The 19,242-nt window shown below is 43.6% G+C and carries 17 protein-coding genes; 7 read left to right on the forward strand and 10 right to left on the reverse strand.

Annotation, left to right across the window (positions count from 1 at the left end; genetic code table 11):
• Positions 1-78: 78 nt before the first annotated feature.
• The 3 genes from AAHF22_RS14775 (at position 79) to AAHF22_RS14785 (ending at position 4,671) form a co-directional block, all read left to right on the forward strand.
• The gene (locus tag AAHF22_RS14775; protein ID WP_347325788.1) at positions 79-1,440 is read left to right on the forward strand and encodes an RNA-dependent RNA polymerase family protein; all 1,362 of its coding nucleotides are present in this window, start codon (positions 79-81) and stop codon (positions 1,438-1,440) included.
• Between the two features lie 699 nt (positions 1,441-2,139).
• Positions 2,140-3,456: a hemolysin family protein gene (locus tag AAHF22_RS14780; RefSeq protein ID WP_347325789.1), complete on the forward strand. Its 1,317-nt coding sequence runs from the start codon at positions 2,140-2,142 to the stop codon at positions 3,454-3,456.
• 147 nt (positions 3,457-3,603) lie between these two features.
• Positions 3,604-4,671, forward strand: coding sequence for a hemolysin family protein (locus tag AAHF22_RS14785; protein ID WP_347325790.1), 1,068 nt, complete (start codon positions 3,604-3,606; stop codon positions 4,669-4,671).
• 310 nt (positions 4,672-4,981) lie between these two features.
• On the opposite strand, the gene AAHF22_RS14790 is transcribed toward AAHF22_RS14785, so the two are convergent.
• The 4 genes from AAHF22_RS14790 to AAHF22_RS14805 form a co-directional block, all read right to left on the reverse strand.
• Positions 4,982-5,509 carry a DNA topology modulation protein gene (locus AAHF22_RS14790; RefSeq protein ID WP_347325791.1) on the reverse strand — a complete coding sequence of 176 codons (528 nt, stop codon included), beginning with the start codon at positions 5,507-5,509 and terminating at the stop codon, positions 4,982-4,984.
• 114 nt (positions 5,510-5,623) lie between these two features.
• Complete coding sequence (locus tag AAHF22_RS14795) at positions 5,624-6,268, reverse strand: FusB/FusC family EF-G-binding protein (RefSeq protein WP_371834076.1); 645 nt, start codon at positions 6,266-6,268, stop codon at positions 5,624-5,626.
• A 463-nt stretch (positions 6,269-6,731) separates the two neighbouring features.
• Positions 6,732-7,304: a P-loop nucleotide/nucleoside kinase family protein gene (locus AAHF22_RS14800; RefSeq protein ID WP_347325793.1), complete on the reverse strand. Its 573-nt coding sequence runs from the start codon at positions 7,302-7,304 to the stop codon at positions 6,732-6,734.
• Positions 7,305-7,356: 52 nt separating this feature from the next.
• Positions 7,357-8,388 (reverse strand): LacI family DNA-binding transcriptional regulator, encoded by a 1,032-nt coding sequence (locus AAHF22_RS14805; RefSeq protein ID WP_347325794.1) that lies wholly within the window; start codon positions 8,386-8,388, stop codon positions 7,357-7,359.
• A gap of 548 nt (positions 8,389-8,936) precedes the next feature.
• Here AAHF22_RS14805 and AAHF22_RS14810 point away from each other — a divergent pair.
• Positions 8,937-9,989 (forward strand): 2,3-butanediol dehydrogenase, encoded by a 1,053-nt coding sequence (locus AAHF22_RS14810; protein WP_347325795.1) that lies wholly within the window; start codon positions 8,937-8,939, stop codon positions 9,987-9,989.
• 332 nt (positions 9,990-10,321) lie between these two features.
• Here AAHF22_RS14810 and AAHF22_RS14815 read toward each other — a convergent pair whose 3' ends face one another.
• The 5 genes from AAHF22_RS14815 to AAHF22_RS14835 form a co-directional block, all read right to left on the reverse strand.
• Positions 10,322-11,512 (reverse strand): DUF2625 family protein, encoded by a 1,191-nt coding sequence (locus AAHF22_RS14815; protein ID WP_347325796.1) that lies wholly within the window; start codon positions 11,510-11,512, stop codon positions 10,322-10,324.
• 282 nt (positions 11,513-11,794) lie between these two features.
• Positions 11,795-12,334, reverse strand: coding sequence for an SMI1/KNR4 family protein (locus tag AAHF22_RS14820; protein ID WP_347325797.1), 540 nt, complete (start codon positions 12,332-12,334; stop codon positions 11,795-11,797).
• A 154-nt stretch (positions 12,335-12,488) separates the two neighbouring features.
• Positions 12,489-13,268 carry a hypothetical protein gene (locus tag AAHF22_RS14825; RefSeq protein ID WP_347325798.1) on the reverse strand — a complete coding sequence of 260 codons (780 nt, stop codon included), beginning with the start codon at positions 13,266-13,268 and terminating at the stop codon, positions 12,489-12,491.
• Positions 13,265-14,062, reverse strand: coding sequence for a hypothetical protein (locus tag AAHF22_RS14830; protein ID WP_347325799.1), 798 nt, complete (start codon positions 14,060-14,062; stop codon positions 13,265-13,267). Before AAHF22_RS14830 ends, AAHF22_RS14825 begins: the two co-directional genes overlap by 4 nt.
• 420 nt (positions 14,063-14,482) lie before the next feature.
• Entirely contained in the window at positions 14,483-15,244 is a 762-nt protein-coding gene (locus AAHF22_RS14835) for a hypothetical protein (RefSeq protein WP_347325800.1), read from the reverse strand.
• Positions 15,245-15,417: 173 nt separating this feature from the next.
• Between AAHF22_RS14835 and AAHF22_RS14840 the strand changes: the two genes are divergently transcribed.
• The 3 genes from AAHF22_RS14840 to AAHF22_RS14850 all read left to right on the forward strand — a co-directional run bounded on the left by AAHF22_RS14840 (position 15,418) and on the right by AAHF22_RS14850 (position 18,273).
• On the forward strand, positions 15,418-16,047 hold the full coding sequence (locus AAHF22_RS14840) for a YfbR-like 5'-deoxynucleotidase (protein ID WP_347325801.1): 630 nt from the start codon (positions 15,418-15,420) through the stop codon (positions 16,045-16,047).
• A 15-nt stretch (positions 16,048-16,062) separates the two neighbouring features.
• The gene (locus AAHF22_RS14845) at positions 16,063-17,214 is read left to right on the forward strand and encodes a glycosyltransferase family 4 protein (RefSeq protein WP_347325802.1); all 1,152 of its coding nucleotides are present in this window, start codon (positions 16,063-16,065) and stop codon (positions 17,212-17,214) included.
• A gap of 681 nt (positions 17,215-17,895) precedes the next feature.
• A complete protein-coding gene (locus AAHF22_RS14850; RefSeq protein ID WP_347325803.1) occupies positions 17,896-18,273 on the forward strand; it encodes a PilZ domain-containing protein in 378 nt (125 codons plus the stop codon).
• A 394-nt stretch (positions 18,274-18,667) separates the two neighbouring features.
• Here AAHF22_RS14850 and AAHF22_RS14855 read toward each other — a convergent pair whose 3' ends face one another.
• On the reverse strand, positions 18,668-18,976 hold the full coding sequence (locus AAHF22_RS14855; RefSeq protein ID WP_347325804.1) for a hypothetical protein: 309 nt from the start codon (positions 18,974-18,976) through the stop codon (positions 18,668-18,670).
• Between the last annotated feature and the right edge of the window lie 266 nt (positions 18,977-19,242).

Consider the following 19,242-nt stretch of genomic DNA (forward strand, 5'->3'; position numbering starts at 1 on the left):
CTTTACTTATAGTGTACCAGAGTAATGAAAATGCAGTCGTGCATATGCACGGAAAGGGTTCATGCTTAAGAGGATTTAATGACTGCAATTATATGCCTCTTAAGCTCACTCAAACTTATGAATAATAAACATAAAATTAAATATCCACTTAAACCATTTCCCCATTTTGATTCACAACTAAAAATCACTACCCAAGTACAGAAAAATTTACAAGACCCTCATTATATAAAATCCCACAGTTTTTATCCATTTATTAATTATACTAAAACCACTCGTAAGTTTACCCAAGATAAGGTTACTAAAGAAAAGAAACTTTCCGACCCCAAAACAAGAGAAATTTATTATGCAAGTCATATGGATGGTTACATATTTAGGTATTACGGCGAGATTCTTAATAACAAATATAATTTGATATGTGGCAAAAAGAATATAGATTATGTTTCTCTAGCCTATCGAAATAATCGAAGAGGACAAAATAATATTCACTTTTCTGCCGAAGTAATAAGTTTTTTGTCGCAGCAAAAAGAAGCATTTATATTTGTTTCAGATTTCTCAAAATATTTTGATAATCTTAACCACACGATTTTAAAACAAAAACTTATAGAAACTCTCAATTGTGGTTTAACTTTGCCAGACGATTGGTGGAATATATTCAGACATATCACTAAATTTTCATGGGTAAAAAAAGAAATAGTACTAAAAGATTTAGAAGAAAAAGACGGACAAAAAAGAAGCAAAACTAATAAAGAACGTTATTATACACCTCAACAATTTAGAAAATTTCGAAAAAAAGTAAAAATTAATAGGAATACTACAAATAAAGGTATTCCTCAAGGTACAGCTATAAGCGCTGTTTTAGCTAACGTATATGCAATTGACTTAGATGTTGCTTTGAATCAATATGCACAGGCGTATGGGGGAATTTATAGACGATACAGTGATGACATAATATTAATACTTCCTAATAGCATTTTTGATCTAACACATGAAAATAACATACGAACTATTATCAAAGAAAATAAAGTAGATGTGGGAGAAGGAAAAACAAGTTCACTTTACTATATCGATCAGAATATATATATTAATTCGGACTGCTCAAAGCTTGGAAAATTAGATTATCTAGGCTTCTCATTTGATGGTAAAAAAGTTCAAATAAGAGAAAAAAGTCTCTATAAATATTATCACCGTGCTTATAAGAAAATTAAATCTATAAATAATGCTAGTTATTATTTTGAAAGAAAAATTAAACGTAAAGTAGGCAGAAGAAAACTTTATTCTCTTTACACACATTTAGGAATTAATTATAAAGGCTATGGAAATTTTATTACTTATTCTCGAAAAGCTCATTCTATTTTTTCTGAAATATCAGGAATAGAAAGTAAAATAGCGGGACAAACTAAAAGACACTGGACAAAAATTCAAAAAAGAATAAGAAAATAAGATATATAACATCAAAACTATTTGATAGAGGTAAAATACACAGAACGGAGGCAAGGAAATAAGAGGTAAGGACGACTTCTAGTGTTAGCGATCTCCTAACACGAGGTTCAATGAAAAGTGATTTTTGCTTTAGCAAAATATCTCTCCTCTTTGAGCACGGGAATCTACCATTTACTTCTACTCTATAGATTCCTGTGCGAGACCGGAGTCCGTCCCCTTATTCCTTGCTGGAGTGCTTGATGTCCCACATATCTATTTTCAAAGCATGTATCGAATTTCAATTTTGCTATCTTCATCACTTGAGTTACTTTCACTCTCCACACCTTTACCAGCCCAACACACGGTAAAGGTGTATTTGTTATACGCTCAACCCGTCCAGTATCTTTACCAACACTCCAACAGAAATGACAATTTTCAAAACCATAACGTGTTACTGTATGGTGCGGTTGTGTTTATGATATACTATAAAGCAATTACTTCATGGAAGGAGGCAACAGACTTGGGAAGGCGTTAGCGATACTCATTGATTTCTCCATTCCTTCATATTGTCTCCTTCATGCGGATGTTGTACAGGATAGGCGATTATGACATGGGATGGTTACCCGTCGGATTGGTTCGTATTTTCATGTAGACGTAGTTAGAATATTCATTTTTTACATTTAAATCTGTGGAGGTGAATCCCTCATTGGAGGGAAATCATTGGACCTAATAACGATCATCAATTTGTTAGTTCTAGTTGTATTACTGGCCTTAACTGCTTTCTTCGTTGCTTCTGAGTTTGCTGTCGTCAAAGTACGTGCATCGCGTCTGGATCAATTAATTCAGGAGGGCAACAAAAAAGCCGTTATTGCCAAACGAGTAGCTCATGATCTGGACTACTACCTGTCTGCCTGTCAGCTCGGTATTACTGTGACTGCACTGGGACTCGGTGCAATTGGTAAACCGGCAGTCGAGCTGCTGCTTTATCCGGTATTTGACTTTTTTAACGTATCGGCAGCTGCGGCTTCGGTCGCATCGTATGCGATTGCGTTCTTCCTTGTTACGTTTCTGCACGTAGTCGTGGGGGAAATGGCGCCGAAGACGCTGGCGATCCAGTTTTCAGAACGGATGACGCTGCTGCTGGCTCCTCCGCTGTTCTGGTTCGGACGCCTGATGTATCCGCTAATTTGGGCATTGAACGGAACGTCTCGCGTTCTGCTACGCGCCTTCGGTGTGAAGCCTGCCGGTCATGAACAGGTATATTCGGAAGACGAATTGAAGATTATTATGACGCAAAGCTATGAGGGCGGCGAAATTAACGAAACGAAGCTCTCTTATATGGAAAATGTATTTTCGTTCGATGAGCGGGTAGCACGCGATATTATGATTCCACGTACACAGATGGTCGTACTCGATCGGGATATGAACTATGACGAAATCATTGGCATTTTGGATGATAGTTATTACACGCGTTATCCGGTCACGACAGGTGACGATAAAGACCAGATTGTCGGCATGGTTAACGCCAAAAAAATGCTGCCCCATCTGATCAATCAAACGACGCGCAATTTACACGATTTCATCCGTCCGCTTCCTTATATCGCCGAATCACTGTCGATTCAAGAAGCGATGTTACAAATGCAGCAAAAGCGTGTGCATATGGCACTTGTAGTTGATGAATACGGTGGTACAGCAGGACTATTAACGATGGAAGATGTGCTGGAAGAGCTAGTTGGCGAAATCCGAGATGAATTTGACGCGGATGAAGTGAATGATATTCGTCAGGTTGGTGAAGGTCAGTATCTAGTTAACGGTCGTGTATTGTTGGATGATCTGGAACGCCGCTTCGGTATTACCTTTGATGATCGTCATGATACCGATACGATCGGTGGCTGGATTGTGCATCATAAAGGTACTGAGATTAGCGAAGGCGATACACTGGAGCAACCAGAACATCTATGGACGATTACAGAAAAAGAAGATTTGCAGATCAAATGGGTTACACTCACGTACAGTCAAGTGAGCGAATCCGTGTAAACTTCCGATTTTACGATGGGATAAGCGATATTTTATGTACAACGAATTGACTACTCATTAGCGTGTTATACCGACATGTTCAGTAAAAAACGCTGGACGGTCCACTACTCATTATATGGAGGTGAATCCCTCATCTGAGGGAAATCATTGGACGGAACGATTGGATTAAATTTATTTCTCGTGGCTGTATTTATCGGCCTTACTGCTTTTTTCGTCGGTGCGGAATTTGCAATTTTGAAAGTGCGTATGTCCCGTTTAGATCAATTGATTGCAGACGGTAATAAAAAGGCAGTGATGGCGAAAAAGGTCGCTACTGATCTGGACTATTATCTGTCTGCCTGTCAGCTGGGGATTACGATTACCGCACTCGTGCTTGGTGCATTAGGTGAGCCGACAGTAGAGCGTATCCTGCATCCGATCTTTGATCGTTTTGATGTCCCGGCGGCTGTTTCTACCGTATTATCTTACGGTATCGCACTTGCAGTCATTACATTCCTGCACGTCGTTATTGGTGAGCTTGCGCCGAAAACGCTGGCGATTCAGTTTGCAGAGCGTATGACGCTTTTGCTGGCACCTTCGCTGTATCGTTTCGGTCGTATTATGGCGCCGATTATTCGTTTGCTGAATGGTTCGGCTACATTGCTGCTTCGTCTGTTTGGCGTGAAGCCAGCCGGACATGATACGGTGCACTCGGAAGAGGAGCTAAAATGGCTGGTCGAGCAAAGTTATGAGAGCGGTCAGATTAACCAGACTGAGCAGACGTATTTACGTAACATTTTCGCATTTGACGATCGTACACTGCGTGAGATTATGATTCCAGCTAACAAGGTAATTACGATCGCTGCTGATCTGCCACAGGCAGAACTGGTGTCCCGCTTAAGTCAGTATGAATATACACGTTATCCGGTCACTTCGGCTGCGGATAGCAATAAGCTGATTGGATTTATCCACAGCAAGGAAGTGTTGACGGCGATTGCAGCTGGACGTTCCGGCGATTTATCTGGCTTCCTGCATAAGTTGCCTCGTTTTGTAGAGACGGCGTCACTGCGCGAAGTATTGCTTAGCATGCAGAAGCATCGTGTGCATATTGCAGCAATTAACGGTATTGACGGACGTATGGCAGGACTGGTCACGATGGAAGATATTTTGGAGGAAATCGTTGGCGATATTCGCGATGAAGCAGACGATGTCAAAGCTCCATTACCATCATTGTAAAATTAGAACTGTAAAATCAGATTAGAGCTGTACAAAGTAGAAACAAAAAGCCATTCCCATATCACCAGTTGGTGACGGGAATGGCTTTTTGTGCTGAATTTTTGATCTGAATTGTGTTAGTTTGAACCCTGCGAGTGTTGCGAGTGTGAAGTTATTTTAGATACAGAGAAGTTTGAAATATAAGCTATTGTCATTAAAGACAGATATCGTACTTATACTATATTTTGGATATGAATCTAGGTTGGTGATCATTAAAAGATTATGTTGAAATTATTTTATAGGTGATCTATAGATCGGAGCGATAATGCTGTTAGTACGAATCTGAATGTTGTCGTTTCAAATGGTCGATAAAAGTATGCAGCTGCTTATTATTATGAATCCTCACAACTTGCTGATGTGGCTCGAGTTGTTGTAATTTAGCGATTGTACGAGGACGTGTGCGTTTAGGATAATTCCAGACCCAGCGTAGAAAAGCCCAATCGATCTTTTCCGGACAAGCTTCGTTCAGATCAGGGCGTGTTCGGCCATCATACTGTATCCAGCGCTTAATCACGCGATACAGACAGACTCGCCTGGGTATGTCCAGCCAGATGATCAGATCGGCACGCTTCAAGCGCAAATCCATCGTTCTGGAATAATTGCCATCGATTATCCATTCTTCACCTGCGGCAAATTCATGAACGCGCTGATCCCATTCGTCATTCTCTGTAGCTTCCCAATTCGGTTTCCAGTAATAACGATCCAGATGAATGAGCGGTAGATGGAGGATCGGTTGTAATTGCGTAGCTAATGTCGATTTGCCCGAGCCAGAGCAGCCTATAATAAGAATGCGTTTCATTGTTTCCCCTCCATTTCGTATTGATTGGTATAGTATGCGTTATGTAGTTGATCATGATAGCAGGCACCAGAAAAGGACTGCTATGCTAAGCAGTCCCCTTCCGATGATGATCGATCATTTGCCAGCAGATTGAATGAATCGCTCTAAAGCAACAGTGTTCGTTATATTATGATTACAAGCGTCATTGTCCATGCAGACGTACTGACCTAATGAAGAAAAGTTGTCCGGTGAGCCGCCATTTTTCGTTTTTACATTGAAAAAGCCTAGCTCCTGATTCCGATGACAGAACATACAAAAACCATTTTTGTTCATCGGTGTAATCTGACCTTCTATGCCCACCAGTGTGCCTTCATAAGGATAGACGATATACAGCCGATTGGTTGCAATATCGATCCAACGTAAATACGTCGTATGCAACAGATCAATCGTTGCCAGATCGGGCACTTTAAGCTTTTTCGCCTTAGGAAACAGCTTTTGAACCTGCTGCGGTGATACGTCTGGAAAAGGGATCACATAACGATCCAGTTGATCCACATATTGCTGTAACTCATGAGCCGCTTCATAGGAAGATAGCTGTTCCAACAACGCGTACTGCTCCGCTGTCAGCGCTCCAAATGCATCGACGACATGGTTTACCGCCGTATCTCGCACAGTAGCGAGCACTTTACGATCGGCTACGCTGCGCATCGTTTTCAGCAGGAAATTGGCTTGTTTTTGAATGACATTCCGTTGATGATTATAAATAAATGGTTTCAGTATAGATGGTGTTTGCATTGCTTTCAGCCCCTTATTTGTATTGGATGCTTCAATAAGGTGCACAGCCGCAATAGGTCCAACCTATACGTATGAAGGGCGATCAAGCTTTCTTGTTTTGATCGCGCCCTACGCAAAAGCTCGCCCCGTTTAGGCTCTGCGTAAGGCGGTTCTAGCGAACGAGCAATCCAGCAAGGCTACTGCTATTGCCACGGCATAACCCCCCATTAATAGAATATCCAAAGTATACCAGCCGTTCGGTCACAGAAGCAATGGCTGGAGGGTGATTATGCCATAGCGAGCCTGAATGGGGAGTGCTATGGTAGTATAACGTATTACAAGAACGGTTGTTTACTTGTCATTCGTCGTTCGTCGTTCATCGTTCATCGTTCATCGTTCATCGTTCATCGTTCATCGTTCATCGTTCATCGTTCATCGTTCATCGTTCAAATTATGTACAACAGCCACACTACTTGTCCATATCAAAATGAGCAATAATACGCGCTGCTGCTTCATCCGGCTCTATATGAGTCGTATCCAAGCGCATATAATACGGCTCTGTTATTTCGCCAGGGAATGAGTTCAGTCGATGAATACGATGACTATCCAGCAGTTCATTATTCGACCATTCGATATTGCGTTTGCTCGGCTTATGCAGCAGTCGATTGTCCGTCGTATTCCGGCGACAGCGTTCATTTAGATCGGCTTCCAGTTCAACCCAGCATATCTCCGCTCCGCGCTCACGAAACAGCCCACTAATCTGCTCGATATATTCGCGCTCACTGGGCATATCAAATGCCCATACATAGGTGAAAATCAAGCCAGTCATGCCATTTTCAATACGCGAAGCTTCTTCAAATACCTCACGCCGAATTAGCCCAATCAAGCGCTGACCCGCTGGCGATGCATAATCAAACAAAGCGGTGACCAGCTCAATTGACATATGGTTGTGAAACAGCTTCATCCCTGTTTGAGCAGCTAACTGCTGTCCAATCGTCATTTTGCCAACTGCCTGTGGCCCGAATAAAATAACGAATCTCATCGTAAGCACTCCTTAGGCTATTTTGAACTAATCATCTTTGCTCCCCATATGATTATTCCTCTGTATGTGTATACCGACGCGCCGCCAGACTCGATTCACGCACAATAAGACGCGGCTCGAATTCAACACGTTCATACGGCAAGGAATCTGTTGACTGAATACGTTTGAGCAGCAATTCTGTGGCAAGTCGTCCCACCTCAGCGCCCATAATCGATACGGAACTGATCTGCGGCGTCGTGATCGTCGTCCACAGGTTATTATCGATGCCAACAATAGCGACATCTTCCGGCACCTGCACACCTAATTCTTTAAAACGATTCACAATCCCAATGGCAACCATATCGTTGACCGCATAGATCGCATCTGGCATATGTTTAAGATTATAAAAATAATCTGCCGCCTGTCTGCCCGTCTCAAAATTAAAGTCCTCGCCAAAATATACAAGTGATGTGTCCACCTGCGGCAATGCCTGTTCATACGCAAGATAGCGCTCTTCAATTTTATCCTTTGGCGCTCCGGCATAAGCGATGCGGGTACGTCCGATTTGCAGCAGATGTTCCATGACGAGTCTGCCTTCCGGTCTGGCCATGCCGACAATATCTGCTTTCAGGTCGGGACTTAGCTTTTTACTGTAATTAATAACCGAGATCGGCAGGCTGGACTGATTGATTAGATGCTCCAATGATTTGGGATAGGCAAGTGGCATCATGACCAATCCATCCACATGCAGCTTTTTCACCTCACGCAGTGTTTCCATCTCCAGACGCGCATTGCCGAGCATATTAATTTGCACGACACGGTAGCCATGCTGCTTGGCTGCTTGCTCGACCGACCAGGCGATATCCGGAATGATCGCATTGCGAATATCGGGCACCGCAAGCGCAATCTGGCGCGTTTGTCGGATTTTCAAACTTTGAGCAGAGGTGTTGGGGATAAAACCCATTTGCTCGACAATGTCCAGTATGCGCGCTTTCGTCTTGGCGCTAATCCCATCACTATTATTAAGCGCTCGCGAAACGGTAGCGATTCCTACACCCGCTTCTCTCGCTACATCTTCTATCGTTACTTTTTTCTTGTCTGCCATGCTGGATAATTCTCCTTCACACCGGAAATGTTTCCGAATCAAGATGAAATTTTCATGCTTTGTTTACATTATAGCATACAATAAATGTTTGTTAATGGAGCGTGCTCGCGTTTCAGCAATACTTGAAACGGACATTTTATTTCACAAAGGAAATGTTAGTTACCTGTATTTGCCCCATATCCATCACTATAGTTGTATGATCTAATCAAAATACGGTACGAATTTCATGTATACATCTGCTTTAACTACGCATAACCTAACATTTATCGGCTATAAGATGAGTTATGATAAAAACGCTTCTTTTGTATCCATACCCGTTTGACATCGAAGCCAAAATATGACATGATTTATTTCGGAAACGTTTCCTGTTTCGTTTTATTATTTCGCTGGTTCAAGCATCTTCAGTCGCCGCAGTTCAACTATTTCATTTGAGCCATAATGACATGTTCATTATGTGACAGGCTGAAATACAACAACTGTGTCGTAGCTGAACCTGCTCCAGCCATAGATGCAAACTCAATTTATAGCCCTATAAGGAGATGACTTCGATGCAAGCATTGCGATGGCATGGTGTGAAAGATTTACGTGTAGAACAGATTGAAGAACCAAATGTACAAAAAGGAAAAGTGAAAATTAAAGTACAATGGTGCGGCATTTGTGGTAGTGATCTGCATGAGTACGCCGCAGGACCTATTTTCATTCCACAGGGCGGTAAGCATCCACTCACTGGTGAAGAAGCTCCGGTCGTGATGGGACACGAATTTTCCGGACAGGTCGTTGAAGTTGGCGAAGGTGTAACTCGTTTTCAAACTGGCGACCGCGTTGTAGTGGAGCCTATTTTTGCGTGCGGTCAGTGTACAGCCTGTAAGCAAGGCAAATACAATCTGTGCGAAAAAATGGGCTTTCTTGGACTTGCTGGCGGTGGCGGCGGCTTCTCCGAATATGTAACTGCTGATGAGCATATGGTTCACCAGATTCCAGATAGCGTATCATTTGAACAGGGCGCACTAGTTGAGCCATCTGCTGTTGCACTGTACGCTGTACGTCAAAGTCAATTCAAAGTCGGTGATCGTGCAGTCGTATTTGGCGCAGGTCCAATCGGTTTGCTGGTGATCGAAGCGCTCAAAGCTTCCGGCGCTTCCGATATTTATGCGGTTGAGCTGTCGGAAGAACGCCGTGCTACAGCTGAATCGCTTGGCGCGATCGGCTTGAATCCGGCTGAAGTGGACGTGGTGAAAGAAATTCATCGTCTCACTGATGGCGGGGCTGATGTAGCATACGAAGTTACCGGTGTACCGGTTGTACTGACACAGGCGATCGAATCGACCAAGCTGAGCGGACAGATTATGATCGTTAGCATTTTTGAAAAAGAAGCGCCGATTCATCCGAACCGCATCGTTATGCAAGAACGCAATATTACCGGCATTATCGGTTATCGCGATGTATTCCCAGCGGTCATCAGCCTGATGAGCCAGGGTTATTTTGCTCCTGAAAAGCTTGTTACCAAACGAATCGGTCTGAGCAGCATTGTGGAGCAAGGCTTTGAAGCACTGCTGAAAGAGAAAAATCAGGTAAAAATCCTCGTTTCACCAAACGAGTAATCGATCATTCCTAGCAATGTTAGCTATGAATGAATCTATAATGTTGGCAAATCCACACCCTATTCTATATTTGTAACACATATAGAATGATCCAGCAGGTATCCGTCTACAATACCTACTGGTAACAGGTGTGCTTATGCATAAAGCTGTATCTGTTTCTTCATCCTCAGTTTCACCTTTCAGTGCGATGCAGGTTTACACTGCACTGCTACGCTGAAAAGCCCGCGATATCGTCGCGGGCTTCTTTTTATTATAAATAAGACGTATTAGCAGACGTATTAGCAAATAATTCACAACGACACGGCAACTACGGCTTGCCGCTCCCCTGCGCCCTATTCCTCTTTATCCTCTAACAGCAAATCTTGCTCCTGCTCCTTTAAATGCAGCATAAATTCTTCAAAACTATTCGCAATCATACGTACATTGCCTGCCAGCATTTCCTGCACCTGCTCTGGGTATTCCGCTTCTGCTTCAGCATCCTCACGCACGATCGCTTCCTCATGCTCCATGAGCAGTACAGCAGGCTGATCGGGTTGCTGACGATAATCGAATAAATAATAGTTCCCACTGCTCGCGCTCCATGCAAATGGAATAATGCGCTGCGGATTCGGATTCAGTTCATCAACGAGTGCCTCATTGTTATCAATAAAACGTTCATCCAGCCTCGCAAAATGAATACTCCAATCGGTATTTCCATCTGCATCCGCATACTGATACTCTCGTTTCACCGCATCATGGAGCTGATTTAAATAATCGAGCGGAAAACAGATACCATAATGCTTCTCGATCACATCAATATGTTGTTCCAGACTCTGCTGCTCCTGCGCTGCGGTAGCTGGCACCTCGTTCTGATTCGTCTGTGTATCCTCAAACTGCTCCAGTACAAAATTCCACGCTTCACTGATCGGTATAGGCGACTTATAGCTCGACGCCCCGCTTCCTTCCTTCGTCCACAGTGGCGGATAATACGAAAACACACGCTCCCCACCGAGCTGAGCCGACTCCTGCTGCCAGCCTTCCCACCGGAACGTATCATAAAACTGCTGCAAATCACCTACCGCCAACCAGTTGATAAAACCCGAATAAGCCAGCTCGGTCGATTCCCATTCCAATGTATCCGGTGCAAAATAGTAAATATGTCCGGTCTGCCCAAAACGTCCCGTATCCAGTGCAAAAAAGCCGCCTGCTGCATCATACGCAACGGTCAGCATACCTGGGATTTCCTTTACTACAGGCTGATCATGCAATCCATTCCACGAACACAAATTGCCGTAAATGCCGGCTGCACCCGAACCAAGCAGCTTAATCCAACCGTGATCAACCAGCACACCGCCTGTTTCATAAGCGATCGCACCGAGATACGAACACGTGCTCATCTGCAACCGCTCCAGTGTATGTCGACTTTCCTCTCGATCTACAGGTAAAATAACGTATGTATGTCTGCCGCCTGTAAACAGTTGCATCATTTCATCCCAGGCATGATGTTCGCGGTCAATCAGTTGATCTGCGGATAATGAGTACATAAGTCTAACCCCTTTTTCGTTAATTTTAGTTAGAATTGGGCTGTCATATGAGAACAATGTATCTTTTAACATGGATTGTGTACATTCGATAGACAGAGCTTGGAATCAGGCAGGATGAATATGCACATTTATGCTAACAGTATACCAGAGGCGATACGACAGAGCGAATGAAAACGGAACAGCGATCGGATTATGATAACGCTCTCATTTATAAACGAAATACGATGCCAACTCTAAAATGCTAAAGTCATTAACTAAGATTAGCATCTACATATCATAGCTTTATTCCAGTTCCTTACCCTGACTGCACAACTCCATTAACGAATCTGCTGCATAAAGCGCATCATCATAATCCAAATTGCCCGAACTCGCCAGCAAAATCGGATACTCGCCATCGATCAGGTCATTACGCATATCAAACAAATAATGGTTGCCGCCGCCATCCATACCGAATGATATCGCACCTGGCATATAATGAAGGACTTCATACGTTAGATTCATTTCCCGCAGCTCATTTATGCCGAACAATTGAAATGTACGTGCCCCAGTCTGGTATTCGCCCCCATTAGACCAGCGCAGCAGCTGAAGATAGCTGCTAGGTAGCGGCTGTTGTGGAAAGCTCCAATGTGTTGCATCCAGCGGTGTATACTGGCTGTATAACGGAGAGTTATGCGGAAATGGATTTCTCTGCTGATCCTGAACTTGCTTGATCTCCTCCGCGCTTAATGCCCGATTCCAAGCATTCGCCCACTGATGCAACTGCTCGTCAGTCGCTCCTACATGAGCAGATAACACGATCTCAAATACCGATTCCCATTGCATGTTCGATCCTCCCCATTCATACATCATCACGCTTAACTGCTCACTGCTCACTGCTCACTGCTCACTGCTCACTGCTCACTGCTCACTGCTCACTGCTCACTGCTCACGATAAATGATACTTCAATTTTGCTTCGTTCAAACGATATTTTTTCACTTAGAAAATTACCGAGTTTACCGCTGTTCTCGCCCCCTGTAGCAAAGCTGCATACAATTCGCCAGAGCAGCGATCATACTCGTCACTTTTACCGTTCTCATGTGCCGAGTAAGGAGGAACGTCATTCCATGAACCCATACCGCCAAATACCCAGCTTTTATAAATCGCATTCAGCAGACGCCATGAATCATCGGTATACACCGGCGGCAACTCAAAGGCAAACTTGCGAGACGGTGTACGATCGTCCAGCATTTCAATCGCTGGATCGAAGAAATTTTGCTTCCAAAAGCTTTCCCCGATCTCTTCCGCCAGCTGTCCGATCTGCCACAGCGCTTTGCCAAGCTGTACAAACATATCACTCATCGATATAAACGGGTGACCTGCCTGCATCGCTGGTGTATATGCATACCCGGTATAAATGACGCGCCAGCGCGATTGGGAACGCCAGCGCTCCACTTTCCATTCCGGACGCCATAGCAGCGGACGATCTGTACCTAACGTAGCGATAGCGCTCGGTGCACCACCTCCGGCAAACCCGCTCGTCTGCCATTCTGAGCCTGACATCGTTGCACTAACCATCATCAGCCGCTGATCCCCTTGTGCTCGTCGCTGCTCGATCCAATCGCGCCAGCTATAATGCGGCTGACCTTCTCCCTCGGTAAAACTCACTTCCACTGTACTCGTCTGTTCCAGCTCCTTGCTGGATGGATCTGTACCACTAATCAAATAGCCATTGCCAAGTGCTGTTACCAGCAGCATTTGATGAAATTCCCCATTCATTGGCCTATCCCCCATCTGCCAAAATACACGCGCGCCGCTTCCACCTGATAGCCGTCCTGTCCTTGCCATGTCGCCACCGAAACCATATCACTATCATGCCCACGGCCAATGCGCGGCGCATCTGTCGTTGCTAATATACCGATGTGGCCCAAAATCTCCATCACCACATCACGCTCATTTTTATTGGACGGGAATAGATCTTTCCAGCGCTTCTCTAGCTTTCTGGCACTATCACCCGGCTCACAGCGAGTGGCTTCTATTAGCATCTGCTGAAGTATGTGGGCATCTTCTTTGGTAGCATGTACAGGTAGTTCTTTGCTCCATAGCTCCAGATCCAGCCAGCAATACAGCAACCAGTATAATCGAATGCCGCCCCATTTAACCCGTTCAAAATTCAGTACATTGAGATCCTCTGCCCTATACTGCGGACTCGAAATTAACGGGATAGTATACATATTATGCTCATCCAGTGGCCATGACCAGCGCTCGCTTCCATCCGTCTGTGCCAACAACTTGCGCGTTAACACCCAGCTGGATAGCGCACTGCGCAGATGTACTTTACGCGTCGACAAACTATGTAAAAAAGCTTCGCTAACTCGCTCCAGTGTGATCTCTTCATGCAAAGCACGCAATCGATGCAGCAATTCATCATATGTAATCGTAATCGGATCAAACATAACCCCCTGACTACGCGCATATTCAAAATCAGGTCCAGCAAATACCGTTGGACGTGGTTTCCAGCCACTACTCTCCCAAAATGTTTTAAGTAAAATTTGACGCGCTTTTTTATCCATTGTTTACCTCCTGCTAATGATGCGAGTATGTGGATCAAGATGAATGGTATTTTAAATCCGCCTCAAATTCGAAACGATAAACATGCCAGCATAGGATTAAAATTAATATTGAACATGGTCAACGTACTGATCCTATGATCATGACAATAACTGTGTTATGCGTAGCAATTTACTGCTATATTTTTCGCCGCTTGCTTTCTTCGTACTAAAACGATGATTTCGCACTAAAGCGGTTATTTCGTACTACAACAATTATTTCGTACTATAACAGTTATTTTGTCCTAAATAGGTTACTCTACATTAAATCGTTTGCTCCATAATGAATCGTTTCGCCTTTACCTATAGAGACTACTATGACTACCATTATGACCATCACTACACTACATTCCACTACCCCTATACCACAACCCACAATCCCACTTACTCTTTATGCAGCGACAAATATTCGGCAATACGCTCACCCGGTCCAAGCGGCTCCCGTTTGTAATAATACACGGTATCTGTATTGTACTCCAACTGACGAGCGACCACATAATAGCGCGTCCCTTCAAACAGCGATTCCAGGCAAAATACACGACCCATCTGCTGATGTCCATACATCATTTCATTCAAGTCTGCCACTTCTTCTGTTGTCGCCAGCCGCAATCGTTCTGCTGTAAATATTTGCGCTGGCAGCATCATAAATTGCACCTCGTGAAAGATCAGCTCCACATTATGATAATAGCTATAATCCCGACTACCTGCGATAACGAGTCTGCCCTGCTCGGTCTGACGTAAAACATAGAAATCTTCAATTCCGGCTTCCATCCGCCATTGTTCAAGCTGTTCGACGGTATCCGCATTATGCCGCTCCATAAGCTGTCGGAGTTGTTTCGTATTTTCATACAATTGCTGTTGTAGCTGCTGAATAGACGCTTCTTCTATAGCAGCGCTCAGCATAGTTATACGTCGAATCAGCTCCCGTATCTGGTTGCTCAATTGCTCACTCACTTTCATATGGAGCTGTTGCTGGTAGTTATGTATCATATCATCTGGATCGCTATCGTTACTATCCAGCGCATGTTTTAACTCTATCCATAAAGCTTCCAGCTGTGGTAACGCATATTCGCATGCTGACACTGTCATCCGATTGCTTTCGATAAAATCGATCAGCCTTTCGACCTTCAACCCGCTTATGATCATGATGTACCTCCCTCTAAAATAACGCTTTCGTACATTTGTGTAAGAATTGACATCTGTTTAATGTATCGTTAACAATGAACGACTATGCTGGATAGGATATCTTCTCCAGTTCATGTAAGCAGATATTGTTATTATTTCACACAACTCACAGTAATCAAAGGATGGTTAGTCTTATGGGAATTCATACCTATTTCCGTTCACTCGATGATTTAGAACGGATCATTCGCTGCCCCGGTAAATTCAAGTTCGAAGAGCATAGCGTCTCTGCCCACTCCTGGAAAGTCGTACAGTACGCCAAAACGCTTGCCGACATCGAAGAAATGCATGGCACATCGATCGATTGGAAAAAGCTATATGAGATTACGAGCAGCCATGACTATGGCGAGATTTTTATCGGCGATATTAAAACACCGGTCAAGCATTCCTCTTTGGAGCTGCGTTCGCTGCTGCAAAAAGTTGAAGAAGGCATGATCGAACATTTTATTGAGGAAAATATACCAGAAGAGTTCAAACAGATCTTTCGTCATCAACTGCATGAAGGGAAAGACGATTCCACCGAAGGATTGATCCTTGAAGTCGCTGATAAAATGGATCAGGTATATGAAGCATTTTCCGAGCTGCAACGCGGCAATACCGAGAAGGAATTTATCGCAATGTACCGCAATGCCATCGTCAAAATCAAAAATATCCAGTTACACTGTGTGGACTATTTTCTGGACAACATTTTGCCGGACATGGTTCACGAAGGCACCTTCTCAACGATCGATATTAAACGCATTACCGAGGAGGCGCTGGCCCAGTAAAAGGAGCGCTCGTCCATGAAAATCGCTATCATCACCGAAACATTTCTGCCCTCCACCGACGGTATTGTCACACGCTTGACCGCCGTCATTCGCTGGCTACGCCAGCAGGGACATGAAATACTGATCATCGCGCCCGAAGCGGACTTGCACGAATTCGAAGGTGCTGCCATCGCAGGCATTCCAGCGTATCGCTTCCCGTTCTATCGCTCCAAAAAACTCGCTCTGCCCCTCCCTCGTATTGCCAGATTGCTCCGTCAGTTCGAGCCTGATCTGGTGCATGTGGTCAACCCGGCTGTACTTGGTGCTGCCGGTATTTGGTTTGGGAAAAAATGGCCGCTCGTTGCCTCATATCATACGCATATTCCGCATTATGCAGATCACTATCGTGTCGGCTGGATGAAGCCTGTGCTATGGTGGTATTTGCGCTTGCTGCACAATCAGGCACAACTCAATCTATGTACATCACACACAGTTATGCAGGAACTGCAAAGTCAGCGGTTTCTTCGCGTAAAGCTTTGGCAGCGCGGCGTAGATACCGAACGTTTCCATCCTGCTTTTCGTAGTGAAAGCATGCGAGAACGCTTAAGCGGCGGCGAACCGGACAAATTGCTCTTACTCTATGTTGGCAGGCTTGCCTCGGAAAAACAAATTGATCGCATTCGCGATGTGCTGGATCATTCCGATCGCTTGCGGCTTGCGATTGTTGGTGATGGGCCTCATCGTGCAGCGCTGGAGCAGCATTTTGCCGGAACTGCAACGGTATTCACCGGGTTTCTGCATGGTGAAGAGCTGTCTCAGGCCTATGCATCCAGTGATATTTTTATGTTTCCATCAACGACAGAAACGCTGGGACTTGTGCTGTTGGAAGCAATGGCAGCAGGCTTGCCGATCGTGGCAGCACAGAGTGGGCCTACATTGGAACAGGTTCAACATGGTGTAACAGGTATGCTGTACGATCCCCATGTACCGCATTCGTTTCGTCAGCGTGTGCTAGAACTGCTGGATAAGCAGCTCAGACAGCGAATCGGTCATGCTGCCAGACAATCCGCATTACAATTAGGGTGGGATGCGCCAAGTCAGCAGTTGTTGTGCTTTTATGAATCTTTATTACAGCCATTCGATGAAATAGCTGTTCAGCGTTCTACAGTAAGCAGAGATTCTGTGTGAACCTGGATGTACTTTAGATGTATTTTAGATGTACTTTAGATGCACTTTAGATGCACTTTAGATGCACTTTAGATGCACTTTAGATGCACTTTAGATGTGATATTGATCTTCATAGGTTTACATTTCAGGAAGATGGCATTGCCTTAGATTGGATATAACGATACGTAGCGGAGGGAATATGCAAAGATGGTGCATACTTCCTCCGCTTTTATTGTGTATACAAATCCAGCTACATATCATAGTTATAGCGCTCGTTTTATAGCTATAGCGATCGTTTCATAGCTATACCGTTCCTTCCTTTTATTATCTTTATTCCATTTTGCCCGCTAGATCGATAACAGTCCTTCTCGACGTTCCTGACGGATAATCTGAATACAGATGATCTGAATAAGGACGATCTGAATGACAAATTTCCGTATGATTGGCTCGATGTATAGTTTCTCCGCCATATTTGTAGTCGTTACGCTAGTCGAAGCACTTTATCACCGTATAAGTTTCAGCTTTATCATGATGTAAATACGATGTTGTCACCTCTGTAATAATTGAAATTTATACATATTTACATAGCAACACTTCAATTATTTCACTGTAATGACGATAGTAAGTTACATACATAACAATTTTAAGCACAATTAGTAGCAGGCGTGCATAAATATTTATATAGGGATTGGAGGGGTCCAGATGTCACATAATCGCAGAAAATCACCATTTCGATACGTTCTAAAACAACCTGTGTTTTTTGAGTTATTTATTTTAAATATTAATGGTCAAACGGTCACTCCAAAACCTATTCAGGCGCTACTACTCGATCTTAGCCGTTCCGGTTGTCGTATCTCCCTACCTGTAGAGATTCCAGCCAGAGACAATGAAGTCCATGTGAACATCAACATGCTTCTGCATGAACAACCACTCCAAATGGATGGCCGATTACAATGGCATCGAGAAGAAGCCGGACGCTTCCATTATGGTGTACAGCTCGATGTACTATCCTTTAGCCGCGACCAGCTACTACGTGAACTGCGTTTACTGGCAAGCAAGGATCGAATTATTATTACGTGAGCTGTTGGTGAGCTAATTCAGTGGCGATTCAGCTCGTTGTGTAACTTCGTTTGGACTGGGGAAATAACTAGAGCAATAAGTTAAATAGAGAAGTCAAATAAAGAAATTAAATAAAGAAGTTAAAACGATGTATTCGATTCGTAATTATTTCTCACCTATCCTCGCTTTTGATCCCTTCCAAGTAGGCGTATGGTCTATGTAGCTCATATGACATATAAAAACGCTTCGCAGCAAATATCGATATTTCAATTCATTTTTGAATCCAAGCAATAATGTAACTCCGCACCGTCCGTATCCAATCATGCTAACAAAAAAGACTCCTGCCTAACTGCCAGCCTTCAGCAGTTCAGACAAAAGCCTTATCCTTCTATCGGTTTATCCCCTGACTATTCGTTCATCCTCTTACTCTCACCTGTTGCTTTGAACGCTCATAATCCTGAAATGCTCGAATAAATCGTGCAGGATCATGGCGAATCGTATATGAAAATACGCCTTTGCTCGTGTGTAAATAAAACAAACCTTCTCCTGCACCCAATCTACGGTAAGACATATCAAAAATATCCGCCAGAGGAAATTCGCGACGATGGGTGATGAGCCGATCCTCATATAGCACCATCTCGCGTTCATCGGTCAAATAATTCTGTCCAGTGCTATTTAATTTGCGCTCAATTTTGTAGTACGGCTGTACAGCAATCGGCTTCACATACATCCCCGCCCTCTTCAAGATGTTAAACTTCAATTGTTTAATTGACTACAAACTGCATTAGCCTACTAATAAATTATATATGTTTATTATTGGTAGAAGTACTTACAGTATAATGAATAATTACCCAATTGAAGAAAGATGACAAATGAAAAGAACTATTTTTATCTTTAATATGGTTCTAAATAATGATAAAAATGGATTTTCACGAAACCAAATATAAAAAATTGTAAAAAAAATATTCACATGCAAACTTAGTTAAAGCT

Origin of the sequence: Paenibacillus wenxiniae (genome assembly GCF_039822605.1) — a bacterium.
Lineage (GTDB): Bacteria > Bacillota > Bacilli > Paenibacillales > Paenibacillaceae > Saccharibacillus > Saccharibacillus wenxiniae.